This window comes from Jannaschia faecimaris, from assembly GCF_900107415.1.
In the GTDB taxonomy this organism is placed as follows: domain Bacteria; phylum Pseudomonadota; class Alphaproteobacteria; order Rhodobacterales; family Rhodobacteraceae; genus Jannaschia; species Jannaschia faecimaris.
The window spans coordinates 1-15,703 of the sequence record NZ_FNPX01000032.1; the positions used below are offsets into that span (position 1 = coordinate 1).

Below are 15,703 nucleotides of genomic sequence, written 5' to 3' on the forward strand. Positions count from 1 at the left end.
TCATCTTGCATCCTTGGCGAAGTACGCGGCTGCCTTTTTTAAGATATCGCGCCCCTCAGTCATCCGCGCCAGCTCGCGCTTGAGCCTCCGGTTCTCAGCCTCGTGGTCCACAGATGATGCCTGTGACGCGGCTTTCGCATACAACTTCATCCATTTGTAGAGCGAGTAAGTGCTGACGCCTAAGCGCTCTGAAACCTCACGAACGGCGTACCCCCGCACTGCAATCTGATGCACCGCATCACGCTTAAAATCTTCACTGAAATTTGGCTTCCCCATAACGGCCTCCCTGCCTCAAAATTAGGGAAGAAAGCGTCTACAATACTGGGGGCTATTCAGTGATCTTTTCCATGTAACGTTCTCCTTGTTTAAAACCTACTCTGGGTCAAGCGCGCGAAAGAGCATAGTTGCGAACCGACGTGATGAGGCTGCGAACCGAGCGAAATGAGTTTGGGCAGAACAGGTCGAAGTTAACTGGCGGCATTGGAGCGTACTGCTCGGGTGGCTATGCTTGTGGAAGGCATGGCATAAAAAAAACCCGCCGGATCGCTCCGGCGGGGGGATTTCTAAATCAAGGTGGCGAAGGATCAATCCTCCGACATCTCCTCGCTGGGGCTCGGCGACTTGAAGGCGTCTTCAGCGGACGACGTCGGCTCGGGCGCGGCCAGGGCCGCGGCCTTCTCGGCCTCGATCCGGGCGGCTTCGATGACGACGCTGTCGCGCGCAGTTGCGATGGCGCGCATCTTCTGGGTCGCGCCGCCGGTGCCCGCCGGGATCAGGCGGCCAACGATAACGTTCTCCTTGAGCCCGACAAGCTTGTCGCGCTTGCCCTGCACGGAAGCTTCGGTCAGCACGCGCGTCGTCTCCTGGAAGGAGGCGGCCGAGATGAAGCTGCGCGTTTGCAGCGACGCCTTGGTGATGCCCAGCAGGATCGGCTCGGCCACCGCAATGCGGTCACCGCGCTTCTCGGCCTTGGCGTTCGCCTCCTCCAGTTCCAGCTTGTCGATATGCTCGCCCTTGAGCAGCGTGGTTTCCCCGCTGTCAAGCACCTCGAACTTCTGCAGCATCTGGCGAACGATGACCTCGATATGCTTGTCGTTGATCTTCACGCCTTGCAGTCGATACACGTCCTGCACTTCGTCGATCAGATAATCGGCAAGCGCCTCGACGCCAAGGATCCGTAGGATGTCGTGCGGGGCGGGGTTGCCGTCCATGATGTAGTCACCGCGCTGCACAAAGTCGCCTTCGGTCACCGGGATGTGCTTGCCCTTCGGCACCATATAGTCGATCGGCTCAAGGCTCTCATCGGTGGGAACGACCGTGATGCGGCGCTTGTTCTTGTAGTCCTTGCCGAATTTCACGTGACCGTCGCGCTCGGCGATGATGGCGTGGTCCTTCGGACGACGGGCTTCGAACAACTCAGCCACACGCGGCAGACCACCGGTGATGTCCTTGGTCTTCGCACCTTCACGCGGAATACGCGCGACGACATCACCGGCCTTCATGTCCTGACCATCTTCGATGGACAGAATGGCGTCGACCGACATCGGGTAGGTGATCGGGTTGCCGGCTTCGTTGCGCACAGGCTCCCCGTCTTCACCTACGATGATGACCTCGGGCTTGAGCTCGTTGCCCTTGGGCGCGGATCGCCAGTCGGACACGATCTTCTGGGTCATGCCGGTCGCGTCATCGGTCTCGTCGCGCACCGAGATGCCCGCATAGAGGTCGACGAAACGCGCCTTGCCGTCAGCTTCGGCGATGATCGGCAGGGTATAAGGATCCCATTCGAACAGCTTGTCACCGCGCTCAACCTTGGCCCCGTCCTTGACGAACAGGGTCGTTCCGTAGCCCAGCTTGTGCGATGCGCGCTCATCCCCATTCTCGTCGATGATGACCATCTGCATGTTTCGGCCCATGACGACGATGCCACCGGCCTCGTTCGCCAGAGTGTTGGCATTGCGGAACTCAACCGTTCCGGGGGCCGAAGCCTCCGTGAACGATTGCTGACCGCCTTGGGCCACGCCGCCGATGTGGAACGTCCGCATCGTCAGCTGCGTCCCCGGCTCGCCGATGGACTGGGCCGCGATGATACCGACAGCCTCGCCCAGGTTAACCTTGGTGCCGCGCGCCAGGTCACGACCGTAGCAGGTGGCGCAAACCCCCTCCTCGGCTTCGCAGGTCAGCGGGCTACGGATGCGCATCGACTGCACGTTGGCCTGGTGGATCAAGTCAGAGCGACGCTCGTCGATGATCTCCCCGGCCTGGACGATGACCTCCTCGGTACCGGGAACCAGCACGTCGTCGGCCGCAGTCCGGCCCAGCACGCGCTCGGCCAAGGTAGCGACGACTTCACCGTCGTTTACGGCGGCTTCGGCGGTGATCGCCTTCTCGGTGCCGCAGTCGTCGACGCGGACGATGCAATCCTGTGCGACATCGACAAGACGGCGCGTCAGGTAACCCGAGTTCGCAGTCTTGAGCGCGGTGTCAGACAGACCCTTCCGCGCCCCGTGGGTCGAGTTGAAGTATTCAAGAACGGTCAGACCTTCCTTGAAGTTCGAGATGATCGGCGTCTCGATAATGTCGCCGTTCGGCTTAGCCATCAGGCCGCGCATGCCGCCCAGCTGCTTCATCTGCGTGACCGATCCACGTGCACCGGAGTGAGCCATCATGTACACGGAGTTCGGTTCGTTTTCCGCACCGTTCTCGTCCACGCCGGCGATCGAGATGAACGACATCATGGCCTCGGTGACCTTGTCGTTACACTTCGACCAGGCGTCGACCACCTTGTTGTACTTCTCGCCCTGGGTAATCAGGCCGTCCATGTACTGCTGCTCGAAGTCCTTCACCTGATCGCGGGTGGCGTCCACGATCGGCCACTTGGAATCCGGTATGACCATGTCGTCCTTGCCGAACGAAATGCCCGCCTTGAAGGCTTCACGGAAGCCCAGAGTCATGATCTGGTCACAGAAGATGACCGACTCCTTCTGACCGCAGTAACGGTAGACGGTGTCGATGACCTGCTGCACTTCCTTCTTGCGCAGAAGACGGTTCACCAGTTCGAACGGTGCCTTGGCGTTGAGCGGCAGCATGGACCCCAGACGCACGCGACCCGGCGTGGTGTCGACGACGACGCCGACTTCCTCGCCCATGTCGTCGATCTGGGTGATGCGGCACTTGATCTTGGCGTGCAGATGCACTGCCCCCGCGTCGAGGGCGTGCTGCACCTCGTCCACGGAGGAGAAGATCATGCCTTCACCCTTCATGCCGTGACGTTCCATCGACACGTAGTAAAGGCCGAGGATCATATCCTGCGACGGCACGATGATCGGTGCGCCGTTAGCTGGCGACAGAACGTTGTTCGTCGACATCATAAGAACGCGCGCTTCCAGCTGCGCCTCCAGCGACAAGGGCACGTGGACGGCCATCTGGTCGCCATCGAAGTCGGCGTTGAACGCCGAGCAGACCAGCGGGTGAAGCTGGATTGCCTTGCCCTCGATAAGGACGGGCTCGAACGCCTGGATGCCAAGACGGTGGAGCGTGGGCGCGCGGTTTAGCAGAACCGGATGCTCGCGGATGACCTCGTCCAGGATGTCCCAAACCTCGGGACGCTCCTTCTCGACCAGCTTCTTGGCTTGCTTCACCGTGGAAGACAGGCCCTTGGCCTCAAGCCGCGAGTAGATGAACGGCTTGAACAGTTCGAGCGCCATCTTCTTGGGCAGGCCACATTGGTGCAGCTTCAGTTCCGGTCCGGTCACGATGACCGAGCGGCCCGAGAAGTCGACCCGCTTGCCCAGAAGGTTCTGGCGGAAGCGGCCCTGCTTGCCCTTGAGCATGTCCGACAGCGACTTCAGCGGGCGCTTGTTGGCCCCCGTGATGACTCGACCACGACGGCCGTTGTCGAATAGCGCATCAACAGATTCCTGAAGCATCCGCTTCTCGTTGCGCACGATGATATCGGGCGCACGCAGCTCGATCAGGCGCTTGAGACGGTTGTTCCGGTTGATGACGCGGCGATACAGATCGTTGAGGTCCGAGGTCGCGAAGCGGCCACCGTCCAGCGGCACCAGCGGGCGCAGCTCGGGCGGGATGACCGGGATCACGGTCAGGATCATCCATTCCGGGCGGTTGCCGGACTCAATGAAGCTCTCGACGATTTTCAAGCGCTTGATGATCTTCTTGGGCTTCAGCTCGCCGGTGGCTTCCTTCAGATCTTCACGAAGGGTTGCGGCTTCCTGCTCCAGGTCGATCGCGGCCAGCATCTCGCGGATGGCTTCCGCACCAATGTTGGCCTGGAAGGCGTCAGCACCATATGCGTCCTGCGCGTCCATGAACTCCTCTTCGGACATCAGCTGCCCGTAGGTGAGGTCGGTCAGGCCCGGCTCGATCACGACGTAGTTCTCGAAGTAGAGAATCCGCTCCAGGTCGCGCAGGGTCATGTCCAGCATCAGGCCGATACGACTGGGCAGCGACTTGAGGAACCAGATGTGTGCAACAGGGGAAGCCAGCTCGATGTGACCCATCCGCTCGCGGCGGACCTTCTGCAGCGTGACTTCCACGCCGCATTTCTCGCAGACGACGCCGCGATACTTCATGCGCTTGTACTTGCCGCACAGGCATTCGTAGTCCTTGATCGGACCGAAGATACGCGCACAGAAAAGACCGTCACGCTCGGGCTTGAACGTGCGGTAGTTGATGGTTTCGGGCTTCTTGATCTCGCCGTAAGACCACGAGAGAATACGCTCCGGCGAGGCCAGCGAGACCTTGATCTCGTCGAACACCTTGGTGGGCGCAATCGGGTTGAACGGGTTGTTCGTCAGTTCCTGGTTCATTTGGTAACCTTTTGAAAAGGGGCGCGGAAAGGAGAGATGGGGCGAGCGGCAAAGCCCGCCCCCGGAGGACTGTTCGTCACTCCGTCTCATCCTCCGCATCCAGGAGTTCCATGTTCAGGCCGAGGCCGCGGACTTCCTTGACGAGCACGTTGAAGCTCTCGGGGATGCCCGCCTCGAAGTTGTCCTCGCCCTTGACGATGCTCTCGTAGACCTTGGTCCGTCCGGCCACGTCATCCGACTTCACGGTCAGCATTTCCTGCAGCGTGTAGGCGGCACCATAGGCTTCCAGAGCCCAGACCTCCATCTCACCGAAGCGCTGACCACCGAACTGTGCCTTACCACCCAGCGGCTGCTGCGTAACGAGGGAGTACGGGCCCGTGGAGCGGGCGTGGATCTTGTCGTCGACGAGGTGGTGCAGCTTGAGCAGGTACTTCACGCCGACCGTCACCTGACGCGAGAACTTCTCGCCGGTGCGACCGTCGAAAAGATCCGACTGCCCCGACGTGTCGAAGCCGGCACGGGTCAGCGCGTCGTTGACGTCGTCTTCCTTGGCACCGTCAAAGACAGGCGTGGCTATCGGAACCCCGTTCGTCACGTTGCCCGCATATTCGAGGAGGCTTTCCTCGTCCATTTCGGCCATGGCCTCTTCGTAGGCTTCCTCACCATAGGCGATGCGCATCGCTTCACGCACCGGAGTCAGATCACCGGAGCGGCGGTAGTCGTCCAGCGCCTCGTCGATCTTGAGACCCAGACCGCGCGCGGCCCAGCCCATGTGCGTCTCCAGAATCTGACCAACGTTCATGCGCGACGGCACGCCCAGCGGATTCAGACAGAAGTCGACAGGAGTACCGTCGGCCAGGAAGGGCATGTCTTCCATCGGAACGACCTTGGAAATGACGCCCTTGTTGCCGTGACGGCCAGCCATCTTGTCGCCCGGCTGAAGCTTGCGCTTAACGGCGATGAAGACTTTGACCATCTTCATCACGCCCGGCGGCAGATCGTCGCCACGACGCACCTTCTCAACCTTGTCCTCGAAGCGGGCTTCGAGGGCGCGCTTCTGGATCTCGTACTGCTCGTTCAGAGCTTCGACCTGCTTGGCGGACTCTTCGTCTTCCAGAGCAATCTGCCACCACTGACCGAAGGACAGCGGCGAAAGCGACTCATCGTTGACGACAGACCCGGATTTGAAGCCCTTGGGCCCCTTCACTGCGGTCTGACCCTCGATCATCGAGCGCAGGCGCGCGTAGATGTTGCGGTCCAGGATTTCGCGCTCGTCATCACGGTCACGGGCCAGACGTTCGACCAGTTCCCGCTCGATCTGCAGGGCGCGCTCGTCCTTCTCGACGCCGTGACGGTTGAAGACGCGGACTTCGACGACAGTGCCGTAGTCGCCCGGCTTCACCCGCAAAGATGTATCGCGCACGTCCGAGGCCTTCTCGCCGAAGATGGCGCGGAGGAGTTTCTCCTCCGGCGTCATCGGGCTTTCGCCCTTGGGCGTGATCTTACCGACCAGGATATCGCCCGGCTCCACGTCGGCACCGATGTAGACGATGCCGGCTTCATCTAGATTGCGCAGGGCTTCTTCGCCCACGTTCGGGATGTCGCGTGTGATTTCTTCCGGCCCTAGCTTCGTATCGCGGGCGGCGACTTCGAATTCCTCAATGTGGATCGAGGTGAAGACGTCGTCACGGGACACCCGCTCGGAAATCAGGATCGAGTCTTCGTAGTTGTACCCATTCCAAGGCATAAAGGCGACGATGACGTTCTTGCCAAGCGCCAGTTCCCCCATGTCCGTCGACGGGCCGTCAGCGATCACTTCGTTCTTGGACACCAGGTCACCCACCTTCACCAGCGGACGCTGGTTGATGCAGGTGTTCTGGTTGGACCGCTGGAACTTGCGCAGGCGGTAGATATCCACGCCCGCATCGCCCAGGGCCAGGTCTTCGGTGGCCCGCACGACGATACGTTCGGCATCGACCTGGTCAATGACGCCGCCGCGACGCGCCATGATGGCCGCGCCAGAGTCGCGTGCGACCACTTCCTCCATGCCCGTGCCCACGTAAGGAGCATCGGCACGCAGGAGCGGTACAGCCTGACGCTGCATGTTTGAGCCCATAAGAGCGCGGTTGGCGTCGTCGTTTTCGAGGAACGGAATCAGCGCCGCCGCGACCGAAACCAGCTGCTTCGGCGACACGTCGATCAGATCGACGTTGTCACGGCTTTGCAGCATGTAGTCGCCGGACTGGCGGGTCGAGACCAGTTCGTTCTGGAAACGCATGTCGTCAGTCAATTGCGCGTTGGCCTGCGCCACGGTGTGACGCATCTCCTCGGTCGCGGACATGTACTGAACTTCGTCCGAAACCTGGCCATCGATCACCTTGCGATACGGCGTTTCGATGAACCCGTACTTGTTCACGCGGGCGTAGGTCGCCAGCGAGTTGATCAGACCGATGTTCGGGCCTTCAGGCGTTTCGATCGGGCACATGCGACCATAGTGTGTCGGGTGCACGTCGCGCACCTCGAAGCCGGCACGTTCGCGGGTCAGGCCGCCCGGTCCAAGCGCCGAAAGACGACGCTTGTGCGTCACTTCCGAGAGCGGGTTGGTCTGGTCCATGAACTGCGACAGCTGGCTCGAGCCAAAGAACTCGCGCACGGCGGCGGCCGCCGGCTTGGCGTTGATCAGATCCTGCGGCATGACGGTGTCGATCTCGACAGAGGACATGCGCTCCTTGATCGCGCGCTCCATCCGGAGCAGGCCGACGCGGTATTGATTCTCCATCAACTCCCCGACAGAGCGGACACGACGGTTGCCCAAGTGGTCGATGTCATCGATATCGCCGCGCCCATCGCGCAGCTCCACCAGCGCCTTGATGCACGCGAGGATATCCTCGTCACGCAGCGTCCGGACGGTATCTTCCGCATCCAGATCAAGGCGCATGTTCATCTTCACGCGGCCGACAGCCGACAAGTCATACCGCTCGCTGTCGCGGAACAACTGGTCGAAAAGGGCCTGCGCCGCATCGACGGTGGGCGGCTCGCCCGGGCGCATGACGCGGTAAATGTCCATAAGGGCGGTTTCGCGGCCCAGGTTCTTGTCGGCAGCCATGGTATTCCGCATGTACGGTCCGACGGTGACGTTATCGATGTCGAGAACGGGAATGTCGGTGACTCCGGCGTCCAGCAGTTCCTTCAGGGTGCCGCCCGACACTTCGCCGTTCTTGTCGATCTCCCACGTCAGCTCATCACCGGCTTCGGCATAGATCGCGCCATTTTCTTCGTTGATGATGTCACGTGCCGCGAACTTGCCCACGATCGCATCGAAGGGCACCAGGATCTGGCCGACCTTGTCGTCGTCGCGCAGCTTCTTGACCTGACGCGGCGTGACTTTCTTGCCGGCTTCCATGACCACTTCGCCGCTGTCGGCGTCGACGATGTCCATCGCCGGGCGGGTTCCGGTGTGGCGTTCGGGGAAGAACTTGGTCGACCATCCTTCGCCCTTGCGGTGCGAAAATTCGACGGTGTCGTAATAGGCATTCATGATGCCTTCCTGGTCCATGCCAAGTGCATAGAGCAGCGTCGTCACCGGCAGTTTGCGGCGACGGTCGATGCGGCAGAACACCAGGTCCTTGGCGTCGAACTCAAAGTCGAGCCAGGAGCCGCGATAGGGAATGATCCGGCAAGCGAACAGCAGCTTGCCCGAGCTGTGCGTCTTACCCTTGTCGTGATCGAAGAACACGCCCGGCGAGCGGTGCATCTGAGAGACGATCACGCGCTCGGTACCGTTCACAATGAACGTACCGTTCTTGGTCATCAGAGGCATGTCGCCCATGAAGACGTCCTGCTCCTTGATGTCCTTGACCGACTTCGCGCTGGTGTCTTCGTCGATATCGAACACGATCAACCGAAGAGTCACCTTGAGCGGCGCGGCATAGGTCATGTCGCGCTGCTGGCACTCTTCGACGTCGTACTTCGGCTCTTCCAATTCGTACTTAACGAATTCGAGCACTGCCGTTTCGTTAAAGTCCTTGATCGGGAAGACCGACTGGAATGTCCCCATCAGACCTTCGCCTTCCGAGGGCTCGGGCTGATCGCCCGACTTCAGGAACAGGTCATAGGACGACTTCTGCACCTCGATGAGGTTCGGCATCTGGAGAACTTCAACCAGTTTGCCATAATAGCGACGGATACGCTTGGAGGACGCTTGCGTCTGAGCCATGTTGTGCTCGCCTTTTCAAGTTTCGCGCCGCGTCCCCGTCGGGCACCGGGGACCACAGCATGCGAATAGATCGCGAGAGCGGACCATCTGGCGCACCCTCCCACAGGTGCACCGCCGTCCTCTCTCCTGACCGGAAAAACCGCTTCGCGGCTTATCGAGACAGGAGCGGGTGGAGCGGGAAAGCCCCGCTCCACCCTGATATCCGAACCCTCCGGCGCTTATCGCGGTGATCCTGCCTTGGCAAAATCCCATTAAGCTTCAAGGGAGTGGGCCGGCAGGCCGGTCCACTATCACGGCTAAACCGTGATTACTTCAGTTCGACCTCGGCACCAGCTGCTTCCAGCTTGGCCTTGATGTCTTCGGCTTCGGCTTTGTCGACGCCTTCCTTGACGGCCTTGCCGCCGGCTTCAACGAGGTCCTTGGCTTCTTTCAGGCCCAGACCCGTGATGCCGCGGACTTCCTTGATCACGTTGATCTTGGACGCACCAGCCGACTTCAGGATGACGTCGAATTCGGTCTGCTCTTCAGCAGCGGCACCACCGGCGTCGGCGGGGCCGGCCATCATGACGGCACCGCCCGCGGCGGGCTCGATGCCGTACTCATCCTTCAGGATGGTTTTAAGTTCCTGGGCTTCCAGGAGCGTCAGACCGACGATATCTTCGGCGAGTTTTTTCAGATCAGCCATTGTACTGTTTCCGTTCTATAAGGTTGTGTTCCGGAGTCGTGATTTTTCAAGGTCACGACGAGGGATGACTTCAGGTGCTTCAGGCAGCCTTCTCTTCGATGGTCGAAAGAATGCTGGCGATGTTGGAAGCAGGCGCGCCAATGGCCCCCGCGATGTTCGAAGCAGGTGCGCCGATGCAGCCCGCGATGGAAGCGATAAGCTCCTCGCGGCTGGGCATCTTCGCGACTGCCGCGACACCGGCGGTGTCCAGCGCCGTATCGCCCATTGCGCCACCAAGGATAACCAGCTTCTGGTTGTCCTTGGCATACGCGTCGAAGACCTTCGCCGCAGCGACGGGGTCCTCGGAATAGCCGAGTACGGTCATGCCCGTGAGGAATTCGGAAATGCTGGCGACAGCTTTTCCCTCAAGGGCGATCTTGGCGAGCTTGTTCTTGGCAACGCGTACGGAACCCCCGGCTTCGCGCATACGCGCCCGCAGGTCCTGCATTTCGGCAACTGTCATGCCCTCGTAGTGGCTAACCACCACGACGCCAGAGCTTTCGAAGATCTGGCCGAGTTCATCGACCAATTTCTCTTTCTGGGCTCTATCCACAGTTTCACTCCAAGTATGGGGGTTGCCCCCCGGCTCAATTGAGAGAGGGTCTCCCCTCCCCTTATCGGACCGGTTTCCCGGCCCAGCGGGTCCAATGAAGGGCCCCGCGCCAGATCGCCCGAGAATTACCTCGGAAATCAGTCTCGGGTCCCATCTCAGGAAGGATTTCCGGGGTCACCCCCTACCCTCCGTCTCGGACAGGACAGGGCCTTTCGGCCCTGCCATCCCCTGCCCTGAGGCAGGGAAACTTATACAGCCTTAGGCGACCGGCTCGTTACCAGTTGCGCTCTCGACGCTCACGGAAACGCCCGGGCCCATCGTCGAGCTCAGAAATATCCCCTTGAGATATGATCCTTTTGCGCCCGACGGCTTGGCCTTGGAGACCGCATCGACGAACGCCAGAACGTTGGCCTTGAGCGAAGCTTCGTCGAACGACGCCTTGCCTACGCCTGCGTGAACCACACCGGCCTTTTCGGCTTTGAACTGAACCTGTCCGCCTTTGGCTGCCTCTACGGCCTCCTTCACGTCCATGGTGACCGTTCCCACCTTGGGGTTCGGCATCAGGTTACGCGGGCCCAGAACCTTACCAAGACGGCCAACGACGGGCATCATGTCAGGGGTCGCGATGCACCGGTCGAACTCGATCTTGCCCGACTGTACGGTTTCCATAAGGTCCTCGGCCCCGACGATGTCGGCTCCGGCGGCCAGCGCCTCTTCGGCCTTTGCACCGCGGGCGAACACCGCAACGCGTACCGTCTTACCAGTTCCGTTCGGCAAGTTCACCACGCCACGGACCATCTGGTCCGCGTGCCGCGGATCGACGCCCAGGTTCATCGCGATCTCGATCGTTTCATCGAATTTCGCCTTGGCGTTCGATTTGACCAGCGCAATGGCCGCATCAACCGAGATATCGTCCTTGCCTGCGAATTGCTCGCGGGCGGCCTTCGTGCGTTTTCCGAGCTTCGCCATCACTTCACCTCGATGCCCATGGACGCCGCAGAGCCCAGGATGATCTTCATGGCCTGCTCGACGTCGTTTGCCGACAGGTCTTTCATCTTCGCTTCCGCGATCTCGCGCACCTGCTTCACGGTCACAGTCGCCACGGTCTCGCGGCCCGGCAGAACCGCGCCCTTTGGACGGTTACGCTTGCCCACGGGCTTCAGGCCGGCGGCCTTCTTGAGATAGTAAGACGCTGGAGGCGTCTTAATTTCCATCGTGAAGGACTTGTCCTGATAATAAGAAATCACGGTCGGACACGGCGCACCGACCTCCATCTCCTGCGTTTTGGCGTTGAACGCCTTGCAGAATTCCATGATATTAATGCCGCGCTGACCCAAGGCAGGGCCGACGGGCGGCGACGGGTTGGCCTTACCTGCAGGAATCTGCAGCTTCATAGTGCCGACGAGTTTCTTCGCCATTGGCTTTCTCCTTCCGGCGGCGGGATATGCCCCGCCCTACAATCGCCCTAGATGGGCTGGTTTGCCGTGGTTCGGTCTGGCCTAAGCCGCGCCTCCCACGTCCGTGTTGCGTCCGGCGACCCGGACACGTGGTCACGAAGTCTTGGAGACCTGCGTGAATTTCAACTCGACCGGAGTTGCCCGCCCGAAAATCGACACCGTCACCTTTAGCGACTGCGCCTCATCATCAACTTCCTCAACCTGGCCAGCGAAGCCTTCGAATGGCCCATCCGTCACGTTGACGTCCTCACCAATCTCAAACGAGATCAAACTGCGCGGGGCTTCCTCACCCTCCTGAACACGGTTCAGAATCTGGTTTACTTCCGCATCGCGCATCGGCATCGGCCGGCCCTGAGGACCCAAGAACCCGGTCACCCGGTTGATCGAGTTAACAAGGTGATACCCCTCGTCCGACATCTCCATCCGCACCAGAACGTACCCGGGCATAAAGCGGCGCTCCGACGTGACCTTCTTCCCGCGCCGAACCTCGATCACCTCTTCGGTCGGCACCAAAACCTCTTCGATCTGATCCTGCAAGTCCTGCTCTTCGACAGCAGTACGAATATGTTCCGCCACCCGCTTCTCAAAGTTGGACAGCACGCTGACCGAATACCACCGCTTCGCCATGTCTTGTCCGCGCCTCTCGCTCTTATCGCCTGTTCCCCGCTGACCCCTAACCGGTGCCGCCTGAAACGTGAAACAGCGCGCATCCGAATCAATGCGCGCCGCCTCATGAAAACTGTCGTCCGTCTACAACTCGTCCGCCCCGGGTTCAACCCCGCAGCCCGTTGCTAACGGGACCGGATCAGAAGGCTGCGAGGAGTTCGGTCAGGCCCGTCCGGATCAGAAGATCGACCAAGAAGAAAAACGTTGCCGCGACCACTGCCAACAGGAAGACCATCACCGTCGTCAACAGAACTTCACGCCGCGTCGGCCAAGAAATCTTCGCCACCTCGGACCGAGTTTGCTGGATGAACTGTACCGGATTCGTCATGGCCATGGACCGTGCTCCTGCTTTTCGTATCGGATGCAAATATGACGCAGTGCCAGGCATTGCAAGCGCTCGAACCACAATGACGGTTAGCCCACCTGCGACCAAGCCCGAAATTCATTGGCGTCGCCGCCGAGATCAAACTGCTCGATCAACCGCAACATCTGCGATGCGGCACCCTTCAGCGACTGATTGGCTGTCGTGATCTCCTCGAACATCGCGGTGTTTTGCTGGGTCGCTCCGTCGATCTCGCCCATCGCCCTATTAATCTCGGCGGCCGCTCTTGATTGGGAGCGCGCAGCTTCGGCGATGTCGACGACCTGGTCTCCGATCTTCTCGATGCTTTCTCCCAGCGTTGTAAGCGTCTTTCCAGTGCGTGCCACACGCTGCACACCCTTGTCGATCTGCTCAGAGCTCGTCTCGATCAGGCCGCCAATTTGGTGTGCAGCTTCCGAGGCGCGTTGCGCCAGCGCGCGGACCTCCGATGCTACAACGGCGAAGCCGCGCCCCGCCTCACCCGCCCGTGCCGCTTCGACACCTGCGTTCAACGCGAGCAGGTTAGTCTGGAATGCAATGTCGTTGATCACCCCCAGCGTACGTGAGATCTGCTCGGATACATTTTGAATTTCATGCATGGACTGGACGGCATCCCGTACGATCTGACCGCTCTCGCGTGCTTCCTCCCGCGCCGCCTCGGCAAATCCTTGGGCCCCGGCGGACAAATCCGCTGTAGCAGAAATGGAGCCGACAATTTGCTCAAGAGCGTGTGTCGTCTCGGCAAGCGATCCTGCCGTCCGCTCCGTTCGCTTGGATAAGTCCTCGGCAGATGCCGAGAGATCACTGCTGTCGTCGAGAATTCCCGTGGCGTGGCGCGATAAATCTCCCAGTGCCGCTTCGAGATGATCGGCCGTCGCGTTCGCTGATGCCTGCAATTTTGCGAAGGCTCCGGTACGCTGTCCTTCCATTCTCGCAGATAGGCGGCCAGCCTCCAGCTCGGCGAGGACATTGATGACGTCGTTCAAACTTCCCTGCACACGCTCCATTGTCGTGTTTAGCCTTTCCCGCAGAGCGATCTGCTCCTCAGGAACATCCTCAAGACCCATCCTGAGCTGGAAGTCTCCGGCAGCGGCAGCGGCGAGAACGCTTTCGAGTTCTTCCTGAAGCTCCTGCCGCTCACTTGCAACCAGCTCTGCCCGCTGCCTAGCCTCGTTTTCACGTGCTTCGGCGGCTGCACGATCCGCCGCCTGCGTGACTGCCTGTTCGGCCTGGAGCGCCTTCGTCCGCGCCTCGGCCTCGGCACTGCGTGCGGCATGCACCTCCCGCTCCATGATGTTTGCACGAAACACCCGAAGGGTTGCACCAATGCGGGCCAATTCGTTCAGACCAGTCGATGGAATGACGACATCCAACTTTCCTTCGGCAAGGCCCTGCATCGCTTGGACCATTCGGTCGAGCGGAGAGATGACTGTCAACTGAAGCATCGCCGCAACCAGAAAACCAACAGTCGCAAAGACAGAGACGGAAAGAACACCGATCCGGAGAAGTTCGTTTGCGATCCGTGCATCCAGTTGGGTCGTCTCAAAGATTGCCTCAAACCAGTCAGCGGTCGCACCTTCTGGGCCAAGAGGCCCATATATGGGCACACGAACCAAGAGCTGATGCGGCATCCTCGCGCTCTCCGGATTGACCGGTGCCGCCGCAGCAACCGCGAAATCCTTGAAATACTCCACCGCCGGTTGGGAGGTCGCCGAACTCACGAAAATCTGAGAACCGTCCTCCCGAATAACGCGTACTGCCAGCACACCAATCCCATCAATTCGGAAGAACGCGCGGCTGGCCGCATCCACCGAGTCAATGTCATTGGCCCGCACATGCCTCGACACACGGTCCGCCAGCAAAATCGCTTTTTGTTCGGCCACATTGCGGAATTCTGCCTCTCCAGATGCGCTGATCCTTTGAAAGATTGCGATCGACAGAACACAGAGCGCGACCGCGAGGATCAGCAGTACAGAACCGGTTACCCGCACCATAAGGGAACGGTATGGTCGCAAAGACATGACGTGCCCCCCCGCAACACCGTGGTCGACATCGGGGGGCGGATCTGCGGGAAGAATCATGCGATCTTTGTTTATATCGTGCATCGGAGGCCTCGGATTAGCTCCGGATCTAGATACTCTCCGCACCTTAACAAACGCTTGCGGTATCCAAGCATTGAGCCCGAATATGCGACAACCAAAATTGTTCGTCTTCTGTGGGAAGACCTGGCAGGGGCATCAGGATTCGAACCCGAGGCCTGCGGATTTGGAATCCGCTGCTCTACCAACTGAGCTATACCCCTGCAGGTGCTGGCGGAATACGTGGCGAGCACGCGCTGTGCAAGGGGTCGCAGCCTATCAAACGCAAGATTTTACTGGCCACACAGACGGGAACCCGAGGTGATCAAACCGAAGTGTATACTCGGTTCCAACCTTGATTCACGGTCGGCGGCGACGTCCGACAACACGATCAGCATGATGGAATGTCAGCTCCGAACCGCCTCAATATTCGCATTGGCCCCCAAAATTTCAGAGATTGCGCGGTCTCACTGATATAGGTGCATTACTGTCGCCGCAGCAGCCATCATGGTCACATTCTGCCAGAAAAACTAACGAATTGCTTTGATTTGCGCCGCCAGGCAGCCATCAGCAGCGCTTGTAAGACAAGATCAGTTGGTTGGCGTGACTGCGTGGCCCAGGCGACCACACGACGCGAATAGGGGTCGATAACGACGGCCAGATATGGGAAGCCTTCGCAGGTTTTGATGTAGGTAATATCTGGGACCCAAGCCGTATCCGGCTCAGGGATATCAAACTGCCGATCCAACGTATTGTCGACGACGACAGAAGGTTTGCCGCCATACTTGCCCGGCTTGCGTTTGTAGCCGATCTCAGCGCGGA

The 15,703-nt window shown here is 60.1% G+C and carries 9 protein-coding genes, 1 tRNA gene and 2 pseudogenes; all 12 read right to left on the reverse strand.

The annotated features are described in order from the left end of the window. Positions 1-276 (reverse strand): annotated as a pseudogene (locus BLV27_RS18300) (transposase); the annotation flags it as partial. A gap of 308 nt (positions 277-584) precedes the next feature. Continuing rightward, positions 585-4,826 carry a DNA-directed RNA polymerase subunit beta' gene (gene rpoC / locus BLV27_RS18305; protein WP_092647929.1) on the reverse strand — a complete coding sequence of 1,414 codons (4,242 nt, stop codon included), beginning with the start codon at positions 4,824-4,826 and terminating at the stop codon, positions 585-587. A gap of 76 nt (positions 4,827-4,902) precedes the next feature. Then, positions 4,903-9,042, reverse strand: coding sequence for a DNA-directed RNA polymerase subunit beta (gene rpoB, locus BLV27_RS18310; RefSeq protein ID WP_092647930.1), 4,140 nt, complete (start codon positions 9,040-9,042; stop codon positions 4,903-4,905). 307 nt (positions 9,043-9,349) lie between these two features. After that, the gene (gene rplL / locus BLV27_RS18315; protein ID WP_092647931.1) at positions 9,350-9,727 is read right to left on the reverse strand and encodes a 50S ribosomal protein L7/L12; all 378 of its coding nucleotides are present in this window, start codon (positions 9,725-9,727) and stop codon (positions 9,350-9,352) included. A 79-nt stretch (positions 9,728-9,806) separates the two neighbouring features. Beyond that, entirely contained in the window at positions 9,807-10,319 is a 513-nt protein-coding gene (gene rplJ, locus BLV27_RS18320) for a 50S ribosomal protein L10 (protein ID WP_092647932.1), read from the reverse strand. 258 nt (positions 10,320-10,577) lie between these two features. Then, positions 10,578-11,288, reverse strand: coding sequence for a 50S ribosomal protein L1 (rplA, locus tag BLV27_RS18325; RefSeq protein ID WP_092647933.1), 711 nt, complete (start codon positions 11,286-11,288; stop codon positions 10,578-10,580). After that, positions 11,288-11,737, reverse strand: coding sequence for a 50S ribosomal protein L11 (rplK, locus tag BLV27_RS18330; protein ID WP_092647934.1), 450 nt, complete (start codon positions 11,735-11,737; stop codon positions 11,288-11,290). The genes rplA and rplK overlap by 1 nt, the downstream gene beginning before the upstream one ends. Positions 11,738-11,869: 132 nt before the next feature. After that, positions 11,870-12,403, reverse strand: coding sequence for a transcription termination/antitermination protein NusG (gene nusG, locus BLV27_RS18335; RefSeq protein WP_092647935.1), 534 nt, complete (start codon positions 12,401-12,403; stop codon positions 11,870-11,872). Between the two features lie 178 nt (positions 12,404-12,581). Further along, positions 12,582-12,776 carry a preprotein translocase subunit SecE gene (secE, locus tag BLV27_RS18340; protein ID WP_092647936.1) on the reverse strand — a complete coding sequence of 65 codons (195 nt, stop codon included), beginning with the start codon at positions 12,774-12,776 and terminating at the stop codon, positions 12,582-12,584. Positions 12,777-12,856: 80 nt separating this feature from the next. Further along, positions 12,857-14,884: a methyl-accepting chemotaxis protein gene (locus tag BLV27_RS18345; protein ID WP_170831525.1), complete on the reverse strand. Its 2,028-nt coding sequence runs from the start codon at positions 14,882-14,884 to the stop codon at positions 12,857-12,859. Positions 14,885-15,029: 145 nt separating this feature from the next. Beyond that, positions 15,030-15,105, reverse strand: a tRNA-Trp gene (locus BLV27_RS18350). Between the two features lie 317 nt (positions 15,106-15,422). Further along, positions 15,423-15,703, reverse strand: a pseudogene (locus tag BLV27_RS18355) (DDE-type integrase/transposase/recombinase); the annotation flags it as partial.